Raw genomic sequence first — 22,468 nt, 5'->3', positions numbered from 1 at the left:
TATTGCGAGGTTCGCGATTAAGGCGCGATTGTGGCGGCTCTAGAACATCGCCCGTCCCGAGAAGCGCATGTAGTAGCGGGTCTGCTTCTTGGCGGCTTCCGCCCCGCCCTCCAGGGCCAGATACGACAGGGCCGAGCCGGCGCGGATCGCGAAGCCCAGCGTCGCCGCGCCCTGCTTGTCGGCGACCGAGGTCAGGGTGAACGCCTCCCCGCCCCGGAAACGGGCCACGGTGTCGTCGATACTGCCCGACAGCGTCTTGCGGTAGCCGACCCGGATCTCGGGCCGCCACCACACCGCCTCGCCGAACTGGGCGCCCAGCACCAGGCCGACATCGCCGCTGAGGTTGCTGAATGCCCGCGCGTCGCGGATCAGGTCGAACCCGTCGCCGCCGCCGGTCTCACTGCGTTCGCCTTCCGAGAAGTAGAGATAGTCGACACGCGTCTCCGGCCGGATGAAATAGCGGCCAATCTTCTGCTCGTAGGCGACGCCGGCGAAGGCGTTGGCGGTAGCCCCGTTCCAATGGGCGACATTGGTCGCCGAGGCGTCGGCCACGCCGTCGCCGTCGACGTCCTCACTGTAGAAGCTGCGGTCGCCGGTCAGCCAGCCATAGCCGCCCCCTCCCCCTAGGTTGAAGCGCCAGCCGCCGACCGCACGTCGCCAGTAGAGCCCGGCCTGGACCATCGTGTTGACCGTATGCTCGCCCGCCTTGGCGGTGGTGTCGTGCTCCTCGACATTGACCATGGCCAGGGTCACGCCCAGCGCCCCGCCCGCGTCGCCCATGGCTTCGTAGCCCGCCACGAAGCCGAAGGCCGCCGTGTCCGAGCCCTGGTCGGTCCCGTCCTCGCGCCTCACCATGGTGTTGATCTGCTGCACCCAGACGCTGTCGGGACCGTAGCGGTCGCCCAGGTCCGGACGCACGGCGGTGGCGGCCGAGATCTGCTGGTTCACCGTCTGCAGGGCCGAGAACATGCCGATGCCCTGGTCGGGCAGCATCTGGTTGTAGAGATTGTAGAAGCCGTCGCGCGTGGACTGCTGCAGGAAGGCGCTGGCGATGTCCTCGTTCTTGGACAGGGCCGAGAACACCGCGTCATAGGCCGAGGCCTGGTTGGCGGTCATGCCCGCTTCCGCGGCCGAGCGGCGGCGCACGTCGATATTGATGCTGTTCCCCGACTGATAGGCGTCGGCCACATAGAGGTACGGCGCGCTGCCCAGCAGGTCCTGGTCGATGGCGCCTGCGGTCAGGCTGCCGGCCTTGATCACCTCGAAGGTCGAGGCGTTGGTCAGCAGGTTGTTGAGCACCAAACCCAGCTTGGCGCCGGACTCGATGGTCGCCGTGTCCGCCACGATGCGCGTCCAGGTCCCAGCGGCCGGGTCGACGCTGAACACCAGCTTGCTGCTGGCGCCCAGGGTCAGGTTGGTGACCTTCAGGTCGTCGGTGTTGGTCAGGCCCAGGATGCCGTCGCCAATGCTGATGTTCAGACGGCCGTCGCTGTCGGACAGGCTGGTCAGCACATAGGCCCCGCCGTCGATCTTCAGCGTGTCGGCGCCGTCGCCGAAGCTGATCGCGCCGATGATCGTGCCGTTCTGGACGTTCAGGGTGTCGTCACCGGAGCCGAACAGGATCTTGCCGATGATCGCCGGCTCGTCGGCGTCGTCCACGCCGTCGCCGTCCGTATCGGTGTCGGCCACATCGTCGTCGCCATCGTCCCCGTCATTGACGCCGATCTGGGTGATGGTGACGCCGGTGGTGTTCCTGGAGACATCGATGGCGATGGCCTTGCCAGTGATCGTCTCGTCCGAGGCGTCGGTATTGTCGTCGTCGGTGTCGTACTCGTCGTCGGTAGCCACGACATAGGCCGCGATCGTGCGGGTGTTGTTGATGGTCGTCAGCGTGCCAGCGTTGTCGAGGATCGCGTAGGCGTCGCCCTTCTCGCCCGAGACGGTGGCGCTGATCACCCCGTCATTGTTCAGCACGCTGGCCACGGCGCCGGACTCGATCACCAGCGCCCGAGCCGAGAACGCCCCCTCCGAGACCGTCGAGGCGCTGATCGAGCCCGCGTTCCAGATCGTGTCGGCGACCGCGCCGGCCTTCAGTCGCAGGCCGTTGGTCTGGGCCTCGTAGCCCGAGGCCGAGATCGAATTGGTCACCCGGACGCCATTGGCGATCAGGGTCTCGTAGCCCGCGTCGCCGCCGATCTGGACGCCGGTGGTTTCGACGCCGTCATAGACGCTGTAGGCGCCGACCGAGCCGTTGATGATCAGGCCATAGGCGTTGTCGCCCTCGCCCACCGCGCCGATCGTCACCGTGCTGGTGTTCGAGCCGATCTTCAACGCCGGCGCGCCGCCGTAGACGGTGATCGAGGCCGTCCCTTCCTCGTTGTCGGCGACGCCGTCGCCGTCCTCGTCGTCGGTGGTGTCGTCATTGGTGTCGGTCGGCGGCTTGTCCAGCAGCACCCCGCCCGAGACGTTGGCGGCGATGTTCACCCCGCCGCCGCCTTCCAGCATGTCGTCGGCGTCCAACAGCGCCCGGTCGTCCGGATCGCTGTAGCGCGAGGTGACGCGGTAGCCGGTCGAATAGACCGAGCCCTGCAGGACGAACGCCCCCTCGATCGGCGCATCGACCGCCACGCCGACCGAACCCGCCCCGGTGACGGTGGTCGAGCCCTCGATCTGGACCTTGCCGGTCACCGGGGCGGCGATGTGGATCCCGTAGCCGCGATCGCCGGTGACGCTGATCGAGCCGGAGTGGACCAGGTTGCCGACCAGCGGCGCCTCGACGCTGATGCCCGCCGAGTCCATGCCCTCGACGACGATGGATCCGGAGTGGGTGATCGTGCCGGTGAAGGCCTCATCGCCCGTCACCCGGATGCCATAGCGCCGCGAACCCTTGGCGAAGAGGCCATCATAGTCGCCGTCCTCGTCCGTATCCTCGTAGTCGTAATCCTCAGTCAGGCTGATCGAGCCCTCGCTGGTCACGGTCCCGGTCTTGCCGCCGATCACCAGGATGCCGACCGAATCGTCGACCCCGACGCTGGCCAGGCCGCCATTCATGGTGATGGTGTTGTCGCTGTTGAGGGTGATGATCGCGCCCGAGGCGCTCAGCGTGATGACGCCGTCCTCGGTGACCTTCACATCGTCGGCGGCCCCGTCATTGGGGCTCGCGGTGGTGATCGGCGTGGTCCGCGTGCTGCTGGTGACCTCGACCTCGGCGAAGGCGGAGCCGGCATAGAGAAGCAACGGGGCGGCGGCGGCCGTGGCGACGAGAAGCTTGCGCGGCATTGGGAACCTTCGAGGACAATCCCCGAAGGCCTAGCCGCCACGCTTGGCGCAGGCGTGGCTGGCTTATTTCCTGGCCGCCGCGCCGCGCAACCTGGCGCAGCTTCCCGTGACCTTTCGAAAGGTTAGCGCACGCCGGTGAACTTCTGGGGCCCCAGGAAGTGGCGCGTGAAGCGCGCCTCGTGGATCGCGCCCTTGAAGAAGTCGACCTTGTTCATCCGCGAGCCGATCGACGCCCGGCCCGGTCCCTGGGGCTTGAACGGAACCTCGGCCTCGCCCTGCAGCACGCCGTTGACATAGGCGCGATAGATCTTGCCGTCGAAGCTCTGGGCGACGTGGAACCACTGGCCGACCGGGAAGCGCTTCTCCGGGAAGATAAGGGTGTGCTTGTAGCCAGGACCGGTGACGAAGGCGTCCAGCCACCACACGGTCCCGACGGTTCGGATCTCGAACAGGAAGCGCGTGGTCGAGGCTGGCTGCCCTTCCGGCGCGATCTCCTGCAGGTGGAACCAGCGCTGGGCCTCGTTGCCGCCGTCCGGGCGGAACACGGCCTCGAAGGTCCAGGTCTCGGCGCCGGCCAGCGGGTGCTGCTCGACGAACAGCACGTCCTGGACGCCGTCGAACTGCACCGCCTTGCCGACGGGACTGTCGATGATCTGAGGCGCGCCCTCGGCATGGGCCGCGACGCCGCCGATCTTGGTGAGGCTGTCGAAGGTCCACACGGCCTGGTCCTTCGGCTTCTTGCCGGCCGAGGCGGTCGTCGCGAGACCCAGGACGGGCAGCGCGACCGCCGCCGCCAGCGCGTCGCGCCGGCTCCACTTGAGCGTCATATGATCCTCCCCGATCACCTTTCCAGCCATTCCACTTTGTGGCATAGGCTTCCACATAATGACAATGACACCGGTTGCAGTGGCATTGGGCGGAGGAAATCACGGATGTTTCGAGTCGTCTCCAACCACCGCACCTTGATCGCCCTCACTCTGGTTGGGACCGCGCTGACGACGGGCGCGATCGCCCACGCCGCGCCGGCCCGCGCTCCCAAGACCGCCTCAGCGAAACAGGAAGCCCTGCCCTCGGCCGACGCGGTGCTCGCCACATTGAACCGCGCCAATTCCGCCCAGATGAAGGCCATGCGCGCCGAGCCGATTCCGCTGACCACCGGCGGGGCGGTGCGCGAGATCTCGTCCAACTGGGTCTCGGCCACCTACTATGTCGGCGCCGCGCGCCTGGCCCGCGTGACCCAGGACAAGGACACCCTCAAGTTCCTGACCGACGCGGCCGAGCACTACAACTACGCCCTGCGCGGGGCGAAGTCGGGCAAGACCATGCTGAACGCCGACGAGATGGCGATCGGCGACCTCTATGAAGAGCTCTATGCCCGCCGTCGCCAGGAGGGCGTGATCATGCCCCTGCGACAGCGCCTGGACTGGGCCCTGCCGCACCTCTCGCGCCAGCCGATCCCCGAGCACCTGGTCTGGTGGTGGAGCGACGCCCTGTTCATGGCCCCGCCCGTCCTGGCCCGGATGAGCGCCCAGACCGGTGACGCCAAGTACCTCAAGGCCATGGACACCCAGTGGTGGCGCACCTTCGCTCGCCTCTATGATCCGGACGAGAGCCTCTATTACCGCGACGAGCGCTTCATCGAGCGCCGCGACGAGCAGGGCCGCAAGCTCTTCTGGTCGCGCGGCAATGGCTGGGTGATGGGCGGCATGGCCCGCGTGCTGGAGTCGATGCCGGCCGACTACGTCCAGCGGCCCCGCTACGTCACCATCTTCCAGGCGATGGCCAAGCGGGTCGCCGGCCTGCAACGCGCCGATGGCCTGTGGTCGTCCAGCCTGTTGCAGCCGGACAAGTTTCCGGAGGCCGAGACCTCAGGGTCGGCCTTCTTCGTCTACGCCTTGGCCTGGGGGATCAATCACGGCGTCCTGGACCGGGCGACCTACCTGCCGGTGGTCGTGAAGGGCTGGAAGGGCCTGGAAGCCCAGGTGCTGCCCAACGGCATGCTGGGCGCGGTGCAGAAGACCGGCGACCAGCCCGTCACCACGGCTTCCGACGACATCGGCCCCTACGGCGCCGGCGCCTTCCTGCTGGCGGGACTTGAGGTGATGAACCTCGGCAAGCCGACGACCGCCCTGCCCTTGGCCGAGCCCGCCCCCGACGACGCCGCCTTCGTCGCCGCCACCCTGTCGGTCCCGGCCGTGCCGCGCACCGTACGTGGCCCCGAGGAAGAGGCCCGTCACGCCACCGAGATGAAGGCCGTCGCCGCGCTCGCCTACGATCCGCTGATCGAAGGCCCAGGCCTGGCGCCCGCCCAGGTCCCGCCCGCCGCGCCGGGTCAGCCGACGCCGCCCAAGATGATCTTCCGCATGGCCCCGCCCCCGGCCGGCCAGGAGACGCCCCGCGCCACGGTCCGCTACGCGCCCGAGCGCTACGACGACATCCTGTGGGAGAACGACCGCACGGCCCACCGCATCTATGGTCCGGCCCTGGAGCAGTACGAGCCGCCCTCGACCTCGGGCGTCGACGCTTGGGGCAAGAGCGTCCGCTACCCGTTCATGACCCGCCAGCTGCGCACCGGCGACCAGCACGCCTATCACGGCGAAGGCATCGACTATTACAACGTCAAGACCTACCGCGGCGCGGGCGGCCTGGGCGTCTGGGACGGCGGCAAGCTGTGGGTGTCGCGCAACTGGAAGGACTACAAGATCCTGAAGGACGGCCCCGACGCGGCCTCGTTCAAGGTCAACTACGCGCCCTGGAAAGTCGGCGGCTCTGAAACGAAGAAGGGGCGCGAAGTCTGGGAAAGCCGGACCTTCACCCTGCCGATGGGCACCAACTTCACGCGGATGGTCTCGACCTTCGGCTCGAACGCCAAGGGCCCGATCACCGTCGCCATCGGCATCACCAAGGCCCCGACCACCAAGACGGCCGGTGACCTGCGCGCCGACAAGGCCAAGGGCGTCTTCTCGTTCTGGGATGTCACCGACCCGGACAAGGGCACGATGGGCGTGTCGCTGCTGATCGACCCGCGCCAGATCGTCGACGTGGTCGAGACCGACAGCGACTGGCTGGTGCTGGTCAAGGTCAGCCCCGGCAAGCCGTTCGTCTACTACATGGGCGCGGCCTGGGACAAAGGCCTCGACTTCCACTCGCGCGCCGACTGGGAGACCTACGTGTTCGCCCAGAAGCCCGACTTCAATCCGGAGCACTAGGCCATGCAAAGACGCGCCCTTCTCCAGCTCGGCCTCGTGGCCGCTTCGGCTCCGACACTCGCCCTGGCCGCCGGCAAGGCGATCCTGGCCAACGCCCACGGCGCGGTCGGCGACGGCAAGACGCTGAACACCAAGGCCCTCCAGGCCGCCATCGACGAAGCCGCCAAGACCGGCGCGACCGTTGCGCTAAAGCCCGGTGTCTATCGCACCGGCTCGATCTTCCTGAAGTCGGGCGTCACCCTGCGCCTGGACAAGGGCGTGAGCCTGCTGGGCTCGCAAGACCTGGCCGACTATCCTGAGATCCCAACCCGCGTGGCCGGCATCGAGCTGACCTGGCCGGCGGCGCTGATCAACGTCTGCAAGCAGAAGAACGTCCGCATCGTCGGCGACGGGACCATCGACGGCGACGGCAAGGTGTTCTGGGACAGCTACTGGGCGCTGCGCCGCCAGTACGACCCCAAGGGCCTGCGCTGGGCCGCCGACTACGACTGCAAACGCCCGCGCCTCATCCAGATCTTCGACTCCGAGACGATCGAGCTGGCCGGCCCGCGCCTGCGCCGCGCCGGGTTCTGGACGGTGCACGTCTGCTACTCGCACGACATCCACATCGCCGACCTCGAGATCCGCAACAACGAGGGCGGCCGCGGCCCCTCGACCGACGGCGTCGACATCGACTCCTCGCACGACGTGCTGGTCGAGCGCATCGACGTGGCCTGCAACGACGACGCCCTGTGCCTGAAGGCCGGCCGCGACGCCGACGGCCTGCGCGTCAACCGGCCGACCTACAACGTCGTCATCCGCGACTGCGTGATCCGCGACGCTTCGGCCGGGATCACCTTCGGCAGCGAGACCTCTGGCGGCTTCCACGACATCAAGGTCTCGGGCCTGACCGTGCACCACCCGACCCCGGTCGGCATCCTGTTCAAGTCGGCCCACACGCGCGGCGGAACGGTCAAGGACATCGACATCGCCGGCATGCTGCTGCACGACGTGCCGACCGTGCTGCGGGTGAACCTGAACTGGAACCCCAGCTACAGCTACGCCGAGATCCCCCAGGGCATGACCGACGTGCCGCCGTACTGGAAGGTGATGACCCAGCACGTGCCGCCGGAACAGGGCCGCTGCCGTCTCAGCGACGTGCGGATCAAGGACATCAAGGCCATCGGCGCCAAGACCGGCTTCGAGGTCGCCGCCTTCCCCGACCTGCCGCTGGAGCGCTTCGCGTTCGACAACCTTGATTTGGACGTCCAGGCGGGCGGCCGCATCGCCAACGCCAAGGACTGGACCTTCACCCGCAGCAAGGTCGACACCCTGGACGGCAAGCCGCCCGAGGTGTCGGCCTCGACGGGCGTGACCGGGCTCTAGCGAGACGAAAAGGCCCCGGCGCGGAGGGATGCGCCGGGGCCACGAGGCCTTCCAAGATTGGGGGGGACGAAGGACCGCGACGCGCGAGGTCAGCGCTTGGCGACCTCGACGGCGTAGACGTGGTTGGCGCCGTGCATGTTCGAGGTGAAGACGATCCACTTCTGATCGGGCGTGAAGGTCAGGTTCGGCTCCAGACGGTAGTCGTGGCCCGACATGTCGACCAGCCGCTCGCTGGCCATCTTGTCCACGGTGATCAGGTCTTCTGTGTAGTAGGCGGTCGCCGCGTCGCGGATGGTCTCGGGCCGGAAGGCGTAGATCCACTTCCCGTCGGGGGCGTGGGCGACCATGTCGGCGTCGCCGCCGTCGCCGGCGAACAGCTTGCCGTCCGGCGCGACGTTGTAGTGCACCGACCACTCGTTCTGCTCGACCCGGCGATAGAGCTTCTTGCCCGTCGCCAGCTCGTGACCGGCGATCCAGAACACCTGGCCGCGCGGGGTCTGCAGATCGTACCAGACCCACTTGCCGTCGGCCGAGAAGAACTCGTGGCCGGCAATTTCGAAGTTCATGGTCCGGGTGTGGATCTTGGTCAGGGCCGTGCCATCCGTGCGGATGGTCCAGATGCGGTCCACGCGGTGCCAAGGCCCCTCGTGGCAGAACATCACCTGGGCCGGATCGGCCGGCGAGAACTGGGCGTGGCCCAGCCACTTGTCCGAAGCGTGGATCACCTTGCGCTCACCGGTCTTCAGGTCGACCGTGAAGATCTCCATCGGGGTCGGCGTCTCGAAGCGCTCGGTCATCCGCACGCCCTTGGCCTTGGCGAAGGACAGCGGCTTGCCGTCCGGGCCGTTCGCCGCGTACTCGGCCTGGCCGAAGCGCTTGCGATCGTCGGTGGTGTTGGGCTGCAGCGGCTTGCCGCCATAGGTCACGACGCCCAGCAGCAGGGTCTCGTCGGCGTTGATCGAGGTGATCCCGCCCTGGGCCAGCTTGGCGACGACCTTGGCTTTGCCGCTATCGATGTCGAGGGCGTAGATGGTCTTGGCGCGATCGGTCGGCTGGCCTTCACCCGGCGCCGTGACCGAATAATAGAGCCGGCGCGAATTGCGCGGGAAGAACAGCAGGTCCGCGCCCTGGGTCTTCGCGACCGGCGTCAGCTTGAAGGTCTTGAGATCGACCAGCGCGATGCCCGACGGCGTGGTGATCGCCAGCTGGTCGCCCTGCGGCGTGTAGCCGTGCTGGTGGAAGTAGAGGTTCTTGCTCCCGCCCTCCTCCGACAGCCGCACTATGCGGTGGCCGGTCTTGGGATCGATCCAGTCTTTCGGAGCTGCGGCGGCCGCCGGAGCGGTCGCCTGCTGGGCCAGGACGGGCGTCGCCAGGGCCGCCGCGGCCAGGCCAAGAACGGTTCTACGAGCGATCACGTCACTATTCTCCGAAAAAGGTGGGCTCGGCGCAGGCACGCCGAGCCCCAGGGAGGCGCCTAGTCGAGAAAGAAGATTAGTACGTCCAGCGCACGCCCAGCAGGATCTCGCGGCCGGTGTGGCGGTAGTCGCTAACGCGGTCGGCGGTGTCGACATAGGCGTCGGTGAACTTGTCGCCCAGGTTGATGCCTTCCAGCGTGATCACGAGGTTGTCGCGAACTTTGTAGCTCGAGGAGAAGTCGTAGTACGTGCTGCCGTGCGTGCCGTGCTCGCTGTTGCCGTTCGAGCCCGGGAAGGCCGTCAGGAAGCTGGAGCGACGGGCCAGCGAGGTGCGGGCGCTGAACTTTCCGCGCTCGAAGTACAGCGTGGCGTTGGCGGTCGTCTTCGATTGGCCGGTCAGCTTGTTGTACTTCGGCGCGGCGGTCGTGCCGTAGTTCACGTTCGAGTCGACGTACGTGAAGTTGCCGATGAAGCCGAAGCCCCGCAGGTAGTCGGGCAGGAAGTTGAACGGCTGCTGGTACTGGAACTCGACGCCCTTCAGCCAGCCGCCTTCGCCGTTATAGGGGTTGGTCACGTCGAAGATGTCGTTGACCGAGACGCCGGCGCTGGTGCTGAGCAGGCTGGCCGGCAGGCCCAGCGAGCTATAGACGGCGCGCGTGGTCTGGCTGGCGATGAAGCTGTCGATCTTCTTGTAGAAGACCGCCACGCCGATCAGGGATTCCGAGGCGAAGTACCACTCGGCCGCCAGGTCGAAGTTGGTGGCGCGGAACGGCTCCAGGTCCGGATTGCCGAAGTTGACCGTGCGCGTCGTGGCGCCGACCGAACCGCCGGGGGTCAGGCTGCCCAGGGTCGGACGGGCCATGACCTTGGCGATGCCGCCGCGCAGGATGAAGTTGTCGCGCGGCTCCAGCGTGATGTTCATCGACGGCAGGACGTCGGTGTAGTCGTTCTTGGCCGTCAGATAGACGCCCGAGCCGATGAAGCCCTGCGAGGTGACCTTGGTGTGGGCCACGCGGAAGCCGAAGTCGGCGCGCAGCGGCTTCCCGCCGAACACGGTGGCGTCCACGACCGCCTGGCCAAAGCCCGACAAGTCCTTTTCCTCGACGTCACGGGTGTCGCCCTGCTGCACGATCAGCGGGAAGTTCAGCAGCTTGGTGTAGGCCACGGCCTTGTCGATGTCGGCCACCACGTACTTACGATCGCCGCCCGGGAACGGGAAGTCGCGGCCGAACGAGACGACCTTCGAGAAGGCGCCGACGCCGACGATCTGGTTCGAGCCGGTCAGCACCTGGTTGCGGCTCGCGCCACGATACTTGACCACATACTGCTGGGCGTCGACGCCGGCGCGCAGCTTCAGGTGCTCGTCGACGTCGTATTCCAGGTTGCCGCTGGCGGTGCGGGTGATGTTCAGCGAGGTCTGCACCGCCGAACGCATCTCGGTCAGGGTGTAGAGGTTCGGATCGGCGACGTCGAAGCCGTAGGTGATGATCGGCGTGCGGTCGTTGGCGCGGGCGTCATAGGTGTAGCCGTTGACGTCGTTGCGATCGAGCTGGAACGAGATCTGCTCGGGCATGCGGTAGTCCGAGTTGGCGATGCCGAGGCGGGCCTGGCCGCGCAGGCGATCGGTGAACTCGTACTTCCCCGACAGGGTCACCTGGGTGAAGGTCGTGTGGTCGCGCTGGGTGCCGTTCTCCGAGCGCACGTCGACCTTGTCGAACACGCCGTAGGTGAAGGTGTTGCGGTCGTTCAGGGCGTAATCGCGGACGATGGTCGAGCCGACACCGGCCGCGTTCGAACGGCTGAACGAGATGGCTTCCAGGTTCGGGCTCTCGGTGAACTGGTTCAGGTCCGAGTACAGGACGTCCAGCGACAGTTCCGACTTGTCGTTCGGGCGCCACTGGGTCGCGAAGGTGATGCCCAGGCGCTCGGAGTCGATCTTCGAGGCGGTGTAGCGCGGGATGCGCGGATAGAAGGCGTTCTGCACCTTGGCCAGCTCTTCCGGCGTCGTGCACTTGGAGCAGCTGGCGAAGTTGTCGCTGGCGTCGGCGCCCTGCCAACGGGTGGTGTTGAAGCCCTCGGCCACCGGCTGGCGCTTGGAATAGGCCACCGAGGCCAGCACGCCGAAGGTCTTGTCCGGGTTCGACCAGCTCAGCAGGCCCGCCGCGCGCGGCAGGATGCGGTCGGTGATGCTGTTCAGGCTGCCTTCGGCCGAAGCGGCGGCCTTGAAGCCGGTGTAGTCGAACGGGCGGCCGCTCTGCAGGTCGACGGTAGCGCCCAGCGAACCTTCGGCGACGTCGGCCGACTGGGTCTTGCGCACCGTGATGCCGCTGAAGAGTTCCGAGGCGAAGACGTTGAAGTCGAAGCCGCGGCTGCGGTTGCCGCCGCCCGTGGCGATGGCTTCCACGCCGTTGATGCGCACGCGGGTGAAGTCGGCGTTCAGGCCGCGCACCGAGATCTGGCGACCTTCGCCGCCGACGCGGTCGATGGTCACGCCCGGCAGGCGCTGGATGGCTTCGGCCAGGTTCTGGTCGGGGAACGCGGCGATGTCCTCGGCCAGGATGGCGTCGATCGCGCCGATGCTGGTGCGCTTGGCGCCCAGGGCCTTGCTGAGGCTGGAGCGATAGCCGCTGACGATGACTTCTTCGACCTGTGTGTCGCCGGTTTCGGGAGCGGCGGTCTGGGCCGCGACGGCGCCAGCGCTGGCAAGGCTAGCAACGGTCATGGCCGCGCACGAGACGAGCAGGCGCGCTTTGAGAGTGCTGAAAATCATCCGGTGTTTCTCCCCTACCGGCGCGTGACACCGGTGTCTTCACTAACCACATTTCTCAGAATGTGGGATATCTATCCATATCTTGTGAGATGTTGCGAAGAAACGCAACTCTGGTCTTACCAATTGGCTGCGATTTCAGGGGAAGCGGCTAACTAGGTCGACCGCACAGAATGACCGGAATATCACTATAGCTTTGTTTTCACTGGCATAATGATTGGCGTTACCAGTTCAGCTTCGCCAGCCAATGATAACGCTGTCGAGCCCACCAAGATGACGCAACGGAAGCCGCCCCGCCCTCGATGCACATGGGCGAAGCGACTTTCGGCGATGTTTTCGAGGAAAGGCCGCCTCTAGGGAATCGGCTTGAAGCCCTCGGCGCGGACGGTCCACTGGCCGTTCTTCGGGAAGCCCGGTGCTGGCCCCTTCGAGCCGTCCCAACCGCCCGCCATCATCGCCACGGCCGCCAGCAGAGAGCCGTTCGACGGGAAATAGGTCTCGGCCGCGCGGGTGTAACCGGGGCCGTCGGGACCGACCGGCTCGCCGTCCTTGGCCGTGGCCAGGAAGGCCTGGGCATGGGCGTCGAGGTGGACACGCGGGGTCATCCCCGAGACGCCGAACTTGTTATTCTTGGCGTCAAAGAACAGCCAGTCGACGGCCTTGTCCGGCTCGTTCAGGCGCGCGGCGGTGATGGCCACCATCGGATAGTCCCAGCCCCAGGTCTGGCGCAGGTCCCAGTCACTCTCCACGGCCCGCAGGGTGCGCCGCATGGTCTCTGGGTCGGCCTTCCCGGGGATCAGGCCATAGGCCATCAGGAACGACGGGTGGTCGCGGTTCATGCACTGCTCGCCGACGGCGTGCTTGGAGCAGTCCTTGCTCTTGGCGATGTCCCAGAAGTCCGGCGTCGACTCGGTGGGCAGGTACAGGCCGTCCTTCGTCGCCATCGGGGCCAGGCCCCTGATCACCGCGTCCCACTCGGGCTTGCGCGCCAGGCCGGCGCGGACCCGCCACTGCTGCGCGGTCTCCAGGCCCCAGCGGTAGTATTCCAGCTCGAAGGCCGGATTGAAGGTGGTCAGCGGGTCGTAGTTCTCCTGCACCGGGATCACCGGCGGGCCGATCACGAAGCGGCCCTTGTCGTCGCGGTGCGGGAAGCTGGCCAGGAGGTCGGCGGTCTCGGAGACCAGTTGGCCGTACTTGGCCAGGGTCGCCTTGGTCGGCTTGTCGCGCCAGATCAGCTCGGACATCCAGATCGGATGCGGCTGCTGCCACATGATGAAGGGCGAGACCTTGCTGGGGCTGTCGACGCCGTCCGGACCAACCATCTTGGGCCACCAGGCGCCTTTCAGGCCGTGGCTGGCGGCGCGGGCCTTGGCGTCCTTCAGGTGGCCCACATACCAGGGCAGGCTGCGCTCAAGGTACTCCGGCTTGTTCCACAGGGCGAAGTGGCCCGCGTGCCAGGGGTGCATCTCGAGGTGGAACTTGCCGTTCCAGCTGTTGGAGAACAGCCCCTCCTCCTGCGGCGGCACCTCGCCGGCTCCATTCAGGGCCATCAGGTACTGCGACAGCACCACCCGGCGCTCCAGCTCGGCGGCGCGGGGGTCGGTGCTGCCGGAGAAGTCGACGGCAGCGCCTTGCGTCCAATAGGACTTCCAGTGCGCGCGCGTGGCCTGGTCGGCGACCGTCACGGTGGGCAGCTTCGCCACAGCGGCGCGCGAGAACGCGACTTCCAGGCCCAGCGCCCGCCCCTTGGCCTTGGGCGCGACGACATAGGCATGCGGCCCAGCGGCGGTGAAGTCGACGGCGCGATCGGCCTGCAGCGCGGCGAAGTACTTCGTGGCGTCCAGCTGGCGCGAGACGTCCAGGCGCGATGCGCCCTCCCCGGTCACCTTGGTGGTGTGCAGCTCGGGATGGGTCCAATCGGACGGATCCGGGTTCAGGGCCTTGGAGACGCCCGGGAACTTCACCGACAGCTTCAGCCGGCCCTGCTCGACCAGCGCCGAGTCCACGTCGACCACGATCATGTCCAGGGTCGGATGCACGCGCGTGCGGACCGTCACGGCCTCGCCATCATACGTGAAGCGGCTGGTCAGCACGCCGGTCCACAGGTCCAGGGCCTGCTCGGTCGCGGTCAGGTCCTCGAACTTCGCCGGCTTGCCGGCCCTGTCACGCAGGTCCAGAGCCACGCGGCCCAGCGAAAAGCGGTGCGGGTTTTCACGCAGGTAGGCCAGGGCCGGACGGCTCTGCGCCTCGTTCCAGTCCTTCATGTAGGCGTAGGGCTGCTTGGTCCCGCGCACATCGATCGGCGTGGTGCCGTCGGCATAGGTGTAGTTGTTCGGGTTTGGGAAGGCGTGCCAGGCCCACTGGGCCTCGGTCAGCAGCGGCGCGATCTTGGAATAGGCTTCCGGGAAGGTCTGCAGGCCGGTGATGTCGGCGGTGAAGCCGATCTGGCCGTTTCCGACCATCAGGGGCGCGGACGGGTCGACCTTGGTCAGCTTGACGTCGTGGCGGCTGACCAGCGCGTGGCGGTCGATGGGCTGGGCGAAGGCCGGCGCGGCCAGAACGAGGGTGGCCAGACCGGCCAGAAGCGCGCGTCGCATCGATGACTCCCAGAACGCTTTGTCCGCGGTGGACCGCGGTTGAACGATGGGACGTCGACCATTTCGGATCAACGCCCCGCCATTCCATTCTATAGGAGTCAATCTCACATTATGAAAGACGCATCCTAGTCGGCGGCGACCGGACCGCCGCCGCTCATGGCCTTCTTGGTCAGCCAGATCAGCGGGATCAGGATCACGCACAGCCAGGCCGAGACGCGGAAGAAGTCCAGAGCCGCCAGCAGGTAGGACTGGTTGACGACCTGCTGGGTGACCGCGCCGACCGCCTGCAGGTGGGTCATGCCCGCCGCTTGCAGCTTGTTCACCGCGTCGATCCAGGCCGGGCTGCCCGAGCTCATGGTCTCGGCCAGGCGGGTCTGATGCACGGCCTCGCCCCGGTCCCAGATCGTCGTGGCCAGCGAGGCGGCGAAGCTGCCCGCGGTGATCCGCGAGAAGTTCGACAGACCCGAGGCCTGCGGCGTCTGCTGCGGCGGGATGCCGTTCAGCGAGATGGTCACCATCGAGATGAAGAAGGTGCTCATCGCCACGCCCTGCACCAGCATCGGCATGACCAGCGACCAGAAGTCGGCCTGCGAGTTGTAGCCCGAGCGCATGAAGAACGAGAGGCCGAACGCCGCCAGCGACAGGCTGGCCGTCCAGCGGGCGTCGACCTTGGTCATGATCCTGGCCGCGAATGGCGTCAGCAGCACCGCGACCACGCCGCTGGGCGCGGCCACCAGGCCTGCCCAGGTGGCGATGTAGCCCATCTGGGTCTGCAGCCACAGCGGCAGCAGCAGGTTGTTGCCGAAGAACACCGCGTAGCCGAGACAGAAGGCGATGGTGCCGATCGTGAAGTTGCTGGAGCGGAACAGCGACAGGTCGACGATCGGGTGCTTCTCGTTCAACTCCCAGATCACCCAGGCGATGAAGCCGACGATCGCAATGCACAGCTCGACGACGATGGCGGGCGAGGAGAACCAGTCGGCTTCCTTGCCGGTGTCCAGCATCACCTGCAGCGCGCCGACCCAGACCAGCAGCAGCATGAAGCCGGTGCGGTCGATCGGCAGCTTGCGGGTCGGGGTCTCGCGGCTGGCCATGTTCCGCCAGCAGATGACGGCGCACAGGATGCCGACGGGCACGTTGATCAGGAAGATCCACGGCCAGCTGATGTTGTCGGAGATGTAGCCGCCCAGGATCGGCCCGCAGATCGGGGCCACCAGGGTGGTCATCGACCAGATGGCCAAGGCCGTGCCGCGCTTGGCGGGCGGGAAGATCATGATCAGCAGGGCTTGGGAGCCCGGGATCATCGGTCCCGACACCGCGCCCTGCAGGATCCGGAACAGGATCAGGGATTCCAGGTTCCAGGAGAGGCCGCACAGCAGCGAGGCGATCGTGAACAGGATCACCGACACCACGAAGGTCTTGACCACGCCGTAGCGGCCCATCAGCCAGCCGGTCAACGGCACCGAGACGCCGTTGGCCACGGCGAAGGCGGTGATCACCCACGTGCCCTGGCTGGAGCTGACGCCAAGATTGCCGGCGATCGTCGGGATCGAGACGTTGGCGATGGTGCTGTCCAGCACCTGCATGAAGGTGCCCAGCGCCAGGGCGATGGCGGTGACGGCCAGCAGGATGCCGGTCATGGGCGGAGGACCCGCCTGAGCTTGTTCGGACGCCATTGGACGCCTCCTCAAGAAGAGGGATTACTTCGCGACGTCGATCTTGGCCTTCATCGACAGGCCCACGCGCAGCGGGTGCTTGGCGAGGTCGGCCGGGTCCAGGATGATGCGGACGGGTACGCGCTGGACCACCTTGATCCAGTTGCCCGAGGCATTCTGGGCCGGGATCAGCGAGAAGGCCGAGCCGGTGCCGCCGGCCAGGCCGCGCACCTTGCCGTGGAACTTCACGCCGCCGCCATAGAGGTCGGAGGTCAGGATCACCGGCTGGCCGGGGACCACCTTGTCCAGCTGCACTTCCTTGAAGTTGGCGTCGACATAGGCCTGGGTCGTAGGGACCACGGCCATCATCGGCGAGCCGACCGCGACCTGCTGGCCGACCTGCACCGACTTGCGGGCGACGATGCCGTCGGTCGGGGCGCGGACCACGGTGCGCGCCAGGATCAGGCGAGCAGCGTCCAGGCGCGCCTGGGCGGCCTTCACCTCCGGGTTCTCGGTGACCGAGACGCCGGAGATCAGCACGGTGTTGACCTCGCGCGTGCCGATGGCGGCGTCGCGGCTGGCCAGGGCCTGGGCGCGGCCGGCCTGGGCGGCGTTCAGCGCGGCCTGGGCGTTGGCGAGACGGTTCTGAGCGGTCGTCAGCTCGTCGCCCGACACGGCGCCCTCGCCAACCAGAGCCTGGCGGCGCGAGAGGTCGACGCGGGCGCGCTCGACATCGGACTTGGCGGCGCTGATCTGGGCGTCGGCGCGGGCCACGTCGGCCTGGCGGGCCTCGAACTGGCCGGCCAGGGCGGTGTCGCTGGCGAAGTAGCCCTTCACCTTGCGCTCGGCCTGGCCCAGGGCCGCTTCGGCCTGGGCGACAGCGATGCGGGCGTCGGCGTCATCGATCACGACCAGCGGGTCGCCGGCCTTCACGGCCTGGGTTTCGACGACGAAGATCTTGGCCACCGGGCCGGGCGACAGCGCCGTGACCTGGGCGGTCTCGGCCCCGACATAAGCGTCGTCGGTCTCGACATAGTGGCTCTCGAAAGCCAGCCAGTACGCGCCGTAGGCGACGACGCCGACGGCGACCGCGCCGCCCAGCAGGGTCAGCTGGCGACGGCGTTTGTTGTTAGCTGCGGGTTGTTGATCGGACATAGGTGCAAGTCCTAGGGAGCGAATGTCGTGAGGGTTCAGGCGCCGGTGAAGCCGCCGCCGAGGGCGCGGATCAGGGCGATGTCGAGGGCGAAGGCGCGGCTTTCCAGGTCGGCGACGACCCGGCGCTGGGTCAGGACCGACTGCTCGGCCAGCAGCACCGACTGGTAGGTCGACAGCTGGCCTTCGTAGCGCAGGCGGGCGATGCGGTAGGCGTTCTCGTTGGCGGTCAGGGCGGCGCGAGCGTCGGCGAGACGGCTGGTGAGCGCCTTCTCGCTGGCGGTGACGTCGGCCACTTCGCGCAGGGCCTGGGTCAGGGCGCCGTCATAGCTGGCCACGGCGGCGTCACGGTCGGCCTCGGCGCCGCGCAGGCCGGCCCGCAGGCGGCCGCCCTCGAAGATCGGCAAGCGCAGGGCCGGCCCGACCTGGCCGATGTCCGAACCGCTGGAGAACAGCTTGTCCAGATACAGCGATTGGGCGCCGATGAAGCCGGTCAGGTTGATGTCCGGATAGAAGGCGGCCTTGGCCTGCCTGGTGCGCGAGGTCGCGGCCTCGGCCCGCCACTTGGCGGCGACCACGTCGGGACGGCGGCCGATCAAGTTGGCCGGCAGGTTTTCCGGCAGACCGAACGGCTTGATCGTCGCATTGGCCGGACGGGCGATGGCCAGGCCACGATCCGGACCCGCGCCGAGCAGGGCGGCCAAGGCGTTGCGGGTCAGGGCGATCTGCTCGTCGATGGCCGACAGCTCCGCCTTCGAGGCCGGCGGCCCGGCCGCGGCCTGCTCGCTCTCGGCCTTAGTGTCGAGGCCGTTGGCGACGCGCTTGGAGACCAGATTGCTGGTCTGCTCGCGCAGGCTGACGGCGGCCGCGGCGACATCGCGCTGGGCATAGAGGCGCGACAGCTCGGCATAGGTCGAGGCGATCGCGGTGGACAGCGTCAGGCGGGCCTGGGCGGCGTCGGCCTGGGCGGCCTTGGCTTCCGAGGTCGCGGCGGCGACGGCCGCGCGGTTCTTGCCCCAGAAGTCCAGCTCCCAGCTGAAGTCGAGAGCCAGGCGGCCGATGTCATTATAGCCGTGCGGCACGAAGGCCGGCGGAATGCCGGCGTTGTAGCTCTGCTTGCTCTCGGCGGCCGAGGCGCCCAGCGAGACCTGCGGCAGGTCGGCAGACTTGGCCTGGGCGACCAGCGACTGGGCGCGGCGCAGGCGGGCCTCGGCGGCGGCCAGGGTCGGCGAGCCCTTCAGGGCCTCGTCTTCCAGGGTGTTCAGCTGGGCGTCGCCGTAGGCGGTCCACCAGGCGTCGGCGGGCCAGTCGGCCGTCGGCGCTGAGAGGGTCTGGGCGGTTTCGTAGGCTTGCGGAGCCTTGGCCACGCGTGCGGCCTGGGCCGGCGGCAGGCTGGCGCAGGCCGCCAGGACCAGGGCGCTGGCGGCGGCGAAGAAAGGAAGGCTAAGGCGAGAAGAGAAGGTCGGCATGGGGAGGCGCCTTGATGTGACCGTACGGTATAGTCATATGCAGGAGCGCAAGTAGGCTCCTCTTGCTGTACAGTCAAGGCGACCGTACCGTACGGTCGGAAAGAAATTCGATGATCGACGCCAAGCCTAAACTGGACCGAGACGCCCGTCGCGAGGCGATCCTCGACGTCGCCGCCGAGGTGTTCCTGGAGGAAGGCTTCGACGCCGCCTCGATGTCGACCATCGCCGCCAAGGTCGGCGGTTCCAAGAGCACGCTCTACAACTACTTCAAGAGCAAGGAAGAGATCTTCCAGGCCCATATCGAGCGCTATTGCGGCTGGCAGGGCGCGGAGATGTTCCAACTGCTGGACGACGAGGTCGACGACGTGCGCGCGGCGCTGACGCGCCTGGGCCGGCGCTATGTCACCAACGTCATGTCCGACCGCAACATGCGCCACTTCCGCCTGATCGCCACGGCGGCCGAGCGCTCGCCGGACCTGGGCCGCACCTTCTACGAAGCCGGCCCGCTGCGCGGCGCGCGGCTGCTGGGCGGCTTCCTGGCGCGGATGAAGCTGGAGGGTCGGATCGAGGTCACCGACCCGATCGCCGCCGGCCACCAGTTCATCGGCCTGTGCCAGAACCGTATGTTGAAGGCGCGCCTGGTCAACTATATCGGCCAGCCGACGCCCGACGAGGTCGACGCCGAAGTCGAGGCGGCCGTCAGCACCTTCATGGCCGCGTTCGGCGTCCGCTAGACGGGCGTCGTGAACCGGTAGCGGCCGGAACCCACGATCATCTCCAGACCGCCCGCGACCGTACGTGTCGAGCGCACGCCCTTTGCGCTGGCGACCGCGATGCCACTCTCGCGCGTTTGCGCCGGAGCGCTGGCGGGCAGCCGCACCGTCGCCAGTGCGCCGGCCGGCACGTCGACATCCAGCGTCAGGACGCCCCCTTCCCTGTGCCAAGCACTGCGCACCGGCCCCAGGGCCGAGCGGAAGGTCGCCTCCGCCGACGCCACCTTCCCCACAGGCTTCGGCGCGATGGTGATCACCCGATCCGGCGCGGCGGCGAAGTCGATGGTGATCCCGGCCAGCCCGCCGAACAGCCAGCCCTCGCCGTGGCCCAGCATGAAGTGGTTCAGCGACTTGGTCGGATCGGCGTCCCAGGCCTCGGTCAGGGCCGTCGCGCCGCGCGCCAGCTGGTAGCCGTAGCTGGGCCGGTCGGTGACCGACATCATGTCAAAGATCACGTCATCGCGACCACTCTCGGCGAGGGCCCGCACCACATAGTGGAAGCCGACATCGCCGGCCGTGACGCCGTTCTGACTGGCCCGTACGGCGCGGACCAGGGCGTCCAGCACCCTGCCCTCCTGTCCTTTCGGGACCATGCCCAGCGCCAGCGGCATGGCGTTGGCCGTCTGGCTGCCGCGATCGTAGGAGCCGGCGTTGGCGTCGAAGAACTTGGCGTTGAAAGCCGTCCGGATCGCCTCGGCGCGCATACGGTAGTCGGCGGCTTCGGCAGCGGGCCGACCGAGAACCTCGACGACCAGCGCTAGGGTCGTAAGCGCTTGATAGGACGTCGCCGTGCCGGTCAGCGCTCGACTGGTCAGTTGCGAGGCGCCCAGCTTGCCGGGGCCTATATCGTACCAGTCGCCCAGGCCGAAATCGACGATCAGCCCCTGCGCCCGCGTAGCCAGGTAGTCCACATACCGCCTCATGGCCGGATAGCCGTCAGCCAGCACCTTCGTATCGCCATAGGCGCGATAGGCCGCCCACGGCGCCAGTACCACCGCCGAGCCCCACTCCGGCGAGTTGCGAGCGTCCTGGTCGCGGCCGTCGGGTTCAAGGAAGGCGGTGTATTCGGGCGCGATGCCCGGGACCATGCCGTCGGACTGCTGGGTGTCGACGATGTCGCCGATCATCTTCTCGTACATCGTCGAAGCGTCGCGGTTGTAGATCACCGTCAGCGCGTTCAGGTGCGCCTGCTCCAGCCAGCCCAGCTTCTCGCGGTGCGGACAATCGGTCAGCACGCTGTAGGCGTTGGAGGCCACCGCCCGCTCGATCAGGTGATGTGTTCGCTTGAGCAGCTTGTCGCTGCAGGCAAACGTCCCAACCTGCGGCAAGTCGGCGTACAGGAACTGGCCGGCCAGCGAGACGATCTCCGGCTTGCCGTCGGGATTGGCACGCCCCGCCGGAACCGCGCCCTCGACCTGCAGGTAGCGGAAGCCATGATAGTTGAAGCGCGGCACGAACCGCTCCTCGCCCTGGCCCGCCAGCGTGTAGTTGTAGAGCACCCAGCGGTCGGGACCCGCGTTGAAGCTGCGCTGCCAGGCCAGGCCGTCCTCGCCCAGCACCTCGGCCGGCGTCAGCTTCACGGCGGAACCGGCGGGGCCACGCACGACCATCTCCGGCCGCCCGGCGAAGTTCTGGCCCAGGTCGTAGACGAAGACGCCGGGCTTGGGCTCAGTGATCGCCACGGTCTCGAAGCGCTGATGGGTAGCGATCGGCGGCACGCCCTGGGCCTTGAGGCGTAGCTTGCGGTCCGGCGCCGGCAAGGCCGGCCGCCAACCGTCTTCGCTGGCGCCAGGCAGGTCCCAGCCGAGCCGGTCGCGGCGGGCGTCGACATCCTCGCCGGCGAACATCGAGGCGAAGACGATCGAGCCTTCGGCCACACGCCAGGCCTCGTCGCTGACCACGTGTTCCACCGAACCGTCGTCGTGGCGCAGGCTCAATTGCAGCAGCAGCCGAGGCCGGCCGTAGCTGTCGACGAACTTGGACTTGCGGCCGGCGACTTTCTCCACGTCGTACATGCCGCCACCCAGCCGCACGCCCAGCATGTTGGCGCCCGGCCGCAGCAGGCCCTCGACCTCGTAGGTCGTGTACAGCGCGGTCTTGTTATAGGCCGTCCAGCCGGGGTTCAGTACGCTGGTCGTGACCGGCGCGCCGTTGACCGTCAGCTCGAAGTGACCCAGCCCGCAGACCGAGACCACCGCCCGGCGCGGCGTACGCTTCAGGTCGAACGCCCGGCGCAACAGCGGCGGGGCGGTCTGCGCCGGATCGGTGAGTTCTTTGCTCCAACCACGCACATGATTGGCGCGCACCTTCTCGAGCTTGGCCATGATCCAGTGGGCGCGCCATTCGGTGGGATCGAGGATACCGGTCACGAACCGCGCCGGGGCGCTCCAGCTTCCATCAATCTCGACCGCCCAGACGTAGGGCGTGTGCGAGGCCAGCTGCAGGTCCTTGGGCGGGGCGATGTCCAGCTTGCCGGACTTGCGCCGGCCGCTATCCCAGACGTCGCCGACCCGCGCGGCCAAGCGCTCGGGCGAGCTGGCGACGATCACTCGCAGCGTCGTTGGCCGCATGTCGCGCGCGCCCTCCCCAGCCTCCAGCAGCCAGCGAAAACGCGGGCGGCGGGTGTCGACACCAACGGGATCAGTCAGCCACTCCACGCGCAGGTCCCGCGCCGTCAGGCCAGGCTCGCGAGCGTCGGCCAGGGACGGCAGCAGACCCATGCTAGCGGCGAGCCCGACGACCGTGCGGCGACTGACCTTGGTACTCATACGCACTTCCCTGTTCCCG

General features: G+C 67.8%; 12 protein-coding genes. 3 read left to right on the top strand and 9 right to left on the bottom strand.

The annotated features are described in order from the left end of the window. Nucleotides 1-39 precede the first annotated feature (39 nt). A complete protein-coding gene (locus AC1RR5_RS26285; protein WP_492926651.1) occupies nt 40-3,279 on the bottom strand; it encodes an autotransporter outer membrane beta-barrel domain-containing protein in 3,240 nt (1,079 codons plus the stop codon). 122 nt (nt 3,280-3,401) lie between these two features. After that, a complete protein-coding gene (locus AC1RR5_RS26280) occupies nt 3,402-4,106 on the bottom strand; it encodes a LamG domain-containing protein (protein WP_492926649.1) in 705 nt (234 codons plus the stop codon). A 105-nt stretch (nt 4,107-4,211) separates the two neighbouring features. Here AC1RR5_RS26280 and AC1RR5_RS26275 point away from each other — a divergent pair, with 105 nt between their 5' ends. Next, a complete protein-coding gene (locus AC1RR5_RS26275; protein WP_492926647.1) occupies nt 4,212-6,488 on the top strand; it encodes a glycoside hydrolase family 88 protein in 2,277 nt (758 codons plus the stop codon). A 3-nt stretch (nt 6,489-6,491) separates the two neighbouring features. Continuing rightward, nucleotides 6,492-7,853, top strand: a complete 1,362-nt coding sequence (locus AC1RR5_RS26270; protein ID WP_492926645.1) for a glycoside hydrolase family 28 protein — start codon at nt 6,492-6,494, stop codon at nt 7,851-7,853. Nucleotides 7,854-7,942: 89 nt separating this feature from the next. On the opposite strand, the gene AC1RR5_RS26265 is transcribed toward AC1RR5_RS26270, so the two are convergent. The 6 genes from AC1RR5_RS26265 to AC1RR5_RS26240 form a co-directional block, all read right to left on the bottom strand. Continuing rightward, a complete protein-coding gene (locus AC1RR5_RS26265) occupies nt 7,943-9,268 on the bottom strand; it encodes an oligogalacturonate lyase family protein (protein ID WP_492926643.1) in 1,326 nt (441 codons plus the stop codon). A gap of 76 nt (nt 9,269-9,344) precedes the next feature. Further along, complete coding sequence (locus AC1RR5_RS26260; RefSeq protein ID WP_492926641.1) at nt 9,345-12,038, bottom strand: TonB-dependent receptor; 2,694 nt, start codon at nt 12,036-12,038, stop codon at nt 9,345-9,347. A 350-nt stretch (nt 12,039-12,388) separates the two neighbouring features. After that, nucleotides 12,389-14,632 (bottom strand): hypothetical protein, encoded by a 2,244-nt coding sequence (locus tag AC1RR5_RS26255; RefSeq protein WP_492926639.1) that lies wholly within the window; start codon nt 14,630-14,632, stop codon nt 12,389-12,391. Between the two features lie 125 nt (nt 14,633-14,757). After that, nucleotides 14,758-16,308 carry a DHA2 family efflux MFS transporter permease subunit gene (locus AC1RR5_RS26250; RefSeq protein WP_492926637.1) on the bottom strand — a complete coding sequence of 517 codons (1,551 nt, stop codon included), beginning with the start codon at nt 16,306-16,308 and terminating at the stop codon, nt 14,758-14,760. A gap of 24 nt (nt 16,309-16,332) precedes the next feature. After that, nucleotides 16,333-17,442: an HlyD family secretion protein gene (locus AC1RR5_RS26245; RefSeq protein ID WP_492926635.1), complete on the bottom strand. Its 1,110-nt coding sequence runs from the start codon at nt 17,440-17,442 to the stop codon at nt 16,333-16,335. 35 nt (nt 17,443-17,477) lie between these two features. Next, complete coding sequence (locus AC1RR5_RS26240; RefSeq protein WP_492926633.1) at nt 17,478-18,908, bottom strand: efflux transporter outer membrane subunit; 1,431 nt, start codon at nt 18,906-18,908, stop codon at nt 17,478-17,480. Nucleotides 18,909-19,018: 110 nt separating this feature from the next. Between AC1RR5_RS26240 and AC1RR5_RS26235 the strand changes: the two genes are divergently transcribed. Beyond that, entirely contained in the window at nt 19,019-19,642 is a 624-nt protein-coding gene (locus AC1RR5_RS26235; RefSeq protein WP_492926631.1) for a TetR/AcrR family transcriptional regulator, read from the top strand. Here the strand turns inward: AC1RR5_RS26235 and AC1RR5_RS26230 are convergent. Then, a complete protein-coding gene (locus tag AC1RR5_RS26230) occupies nt 19,639-22,449 on the bottom strand; it encodes a family 78 glycoside hydrolase catalytic domain (protein WP_492926629.1) in 2,811 nt (936 codons plus the stop codon). The two genes, AC1RR5_RS26235 and AC1RR5_RS26230, sit on opposite strands and share 4 nt — an antisense overlap. Nucleotides 22,450-22,468: the final 19 nt, after the last annotated feature.

The sequence above is a fragment of the Caulobacter sp. GW821-FHT11E11 genome (assembly GCF_058808315.1).
Note: the sequence above shows the minus strand (reverse complement) of the source record. Positions and strands in the feature narration are given on the sequence as shown.

What these genes read in the sequence shown, in the direction of transcription:
- AC1RR5_RS26285 (WP_492926651.1), bottom strand. Translation starts at nt 3,279, where the DNA reads ATGCCGCGCAAGCTTCTCGTCGCCACGGCCGCCGCCGCCCCGTTGCTT.
- AC1RR5_RS26280 (WP_492926649.1), bottom strand. Translation starts at nt 4,106, where the DNA reads ATGACGCTCAAGTGGAGCCGGCGCGACGCGCTGGCGGCGGCGGTCGCG.
- AC1RR5_RS26275 (WP_492926647.1), top strand. Translation starts at nt 4,212, where the DNA reads ATGTTTCGAGTCGTCTCCAACCACCGCACCTTGATCGCCCTCACTCTG.
- AC1RR5_RS26270 (WP_492926645.1), top strand. Translation starts at nt 6,492, where the DNA reads ATGCAAAGACGCGCCCTTCTCCAGCTCGGCCTCGTGGCCGCTTCGGCT.
- AC1RR5_RS26260 (WP_492926641.1), bottom strand. Translation starts at nt 12,038, where the DNA reads ATGATTTTCAGCACTCTCAAAGCGCGCCTGCTCGTCTCGTGCGCGGCC.
- AC1RR5_RS26255 (WP_492926639.1), bottom strand. Translation starts at nt 14,632, where the DNA reads ATGCGACGCGCGCTTCTGGCCGGTCTGGCCACCCTCGTTCTGGCCGCG.
- AC1RR5_RS26250 (WP_492926637.1), bottom strand. Translation starts at nt 16,308, where the DNA reads ATGGCGTCCGAACAAGCTCAGGCGGGTCCTCCGCCCATGACCGGCATC.
- AC1RR5_RS26245 (WP_492926635.1), bottom strand. Translation starts at nt 17,442, where the DNA reads ATGTCCGATCAACAACCCGCAGCTAACAACAAACGCCGTCGCCAGCTG.
- AC1RR5_RS26240 (WP_492926633.1), bottom strand. Translation starts at nt 18,908, where the DNA reads ATGCCGACCTTCTCTTCTCGCCTTAGCCTTCCTTTCTTCGCCGCCGCC.
- AC1RR5_RS26235 (WP_492926631.1), top strand. Translation starts at nt 19,019, where the DNA reads ATGATCGACGCCAAGCCTAAACTGGACCGAGACGCCCGTCGCGAGGCG.
- AC1RR5_RS26230 (WP_492926629.1), bottom strand. Translation starts at nt 22,449, where the DNA reads ATGAGTACCAAGGTCAGTCGCCGCACGGTCGTCGGGCTCGCCGCTAGC.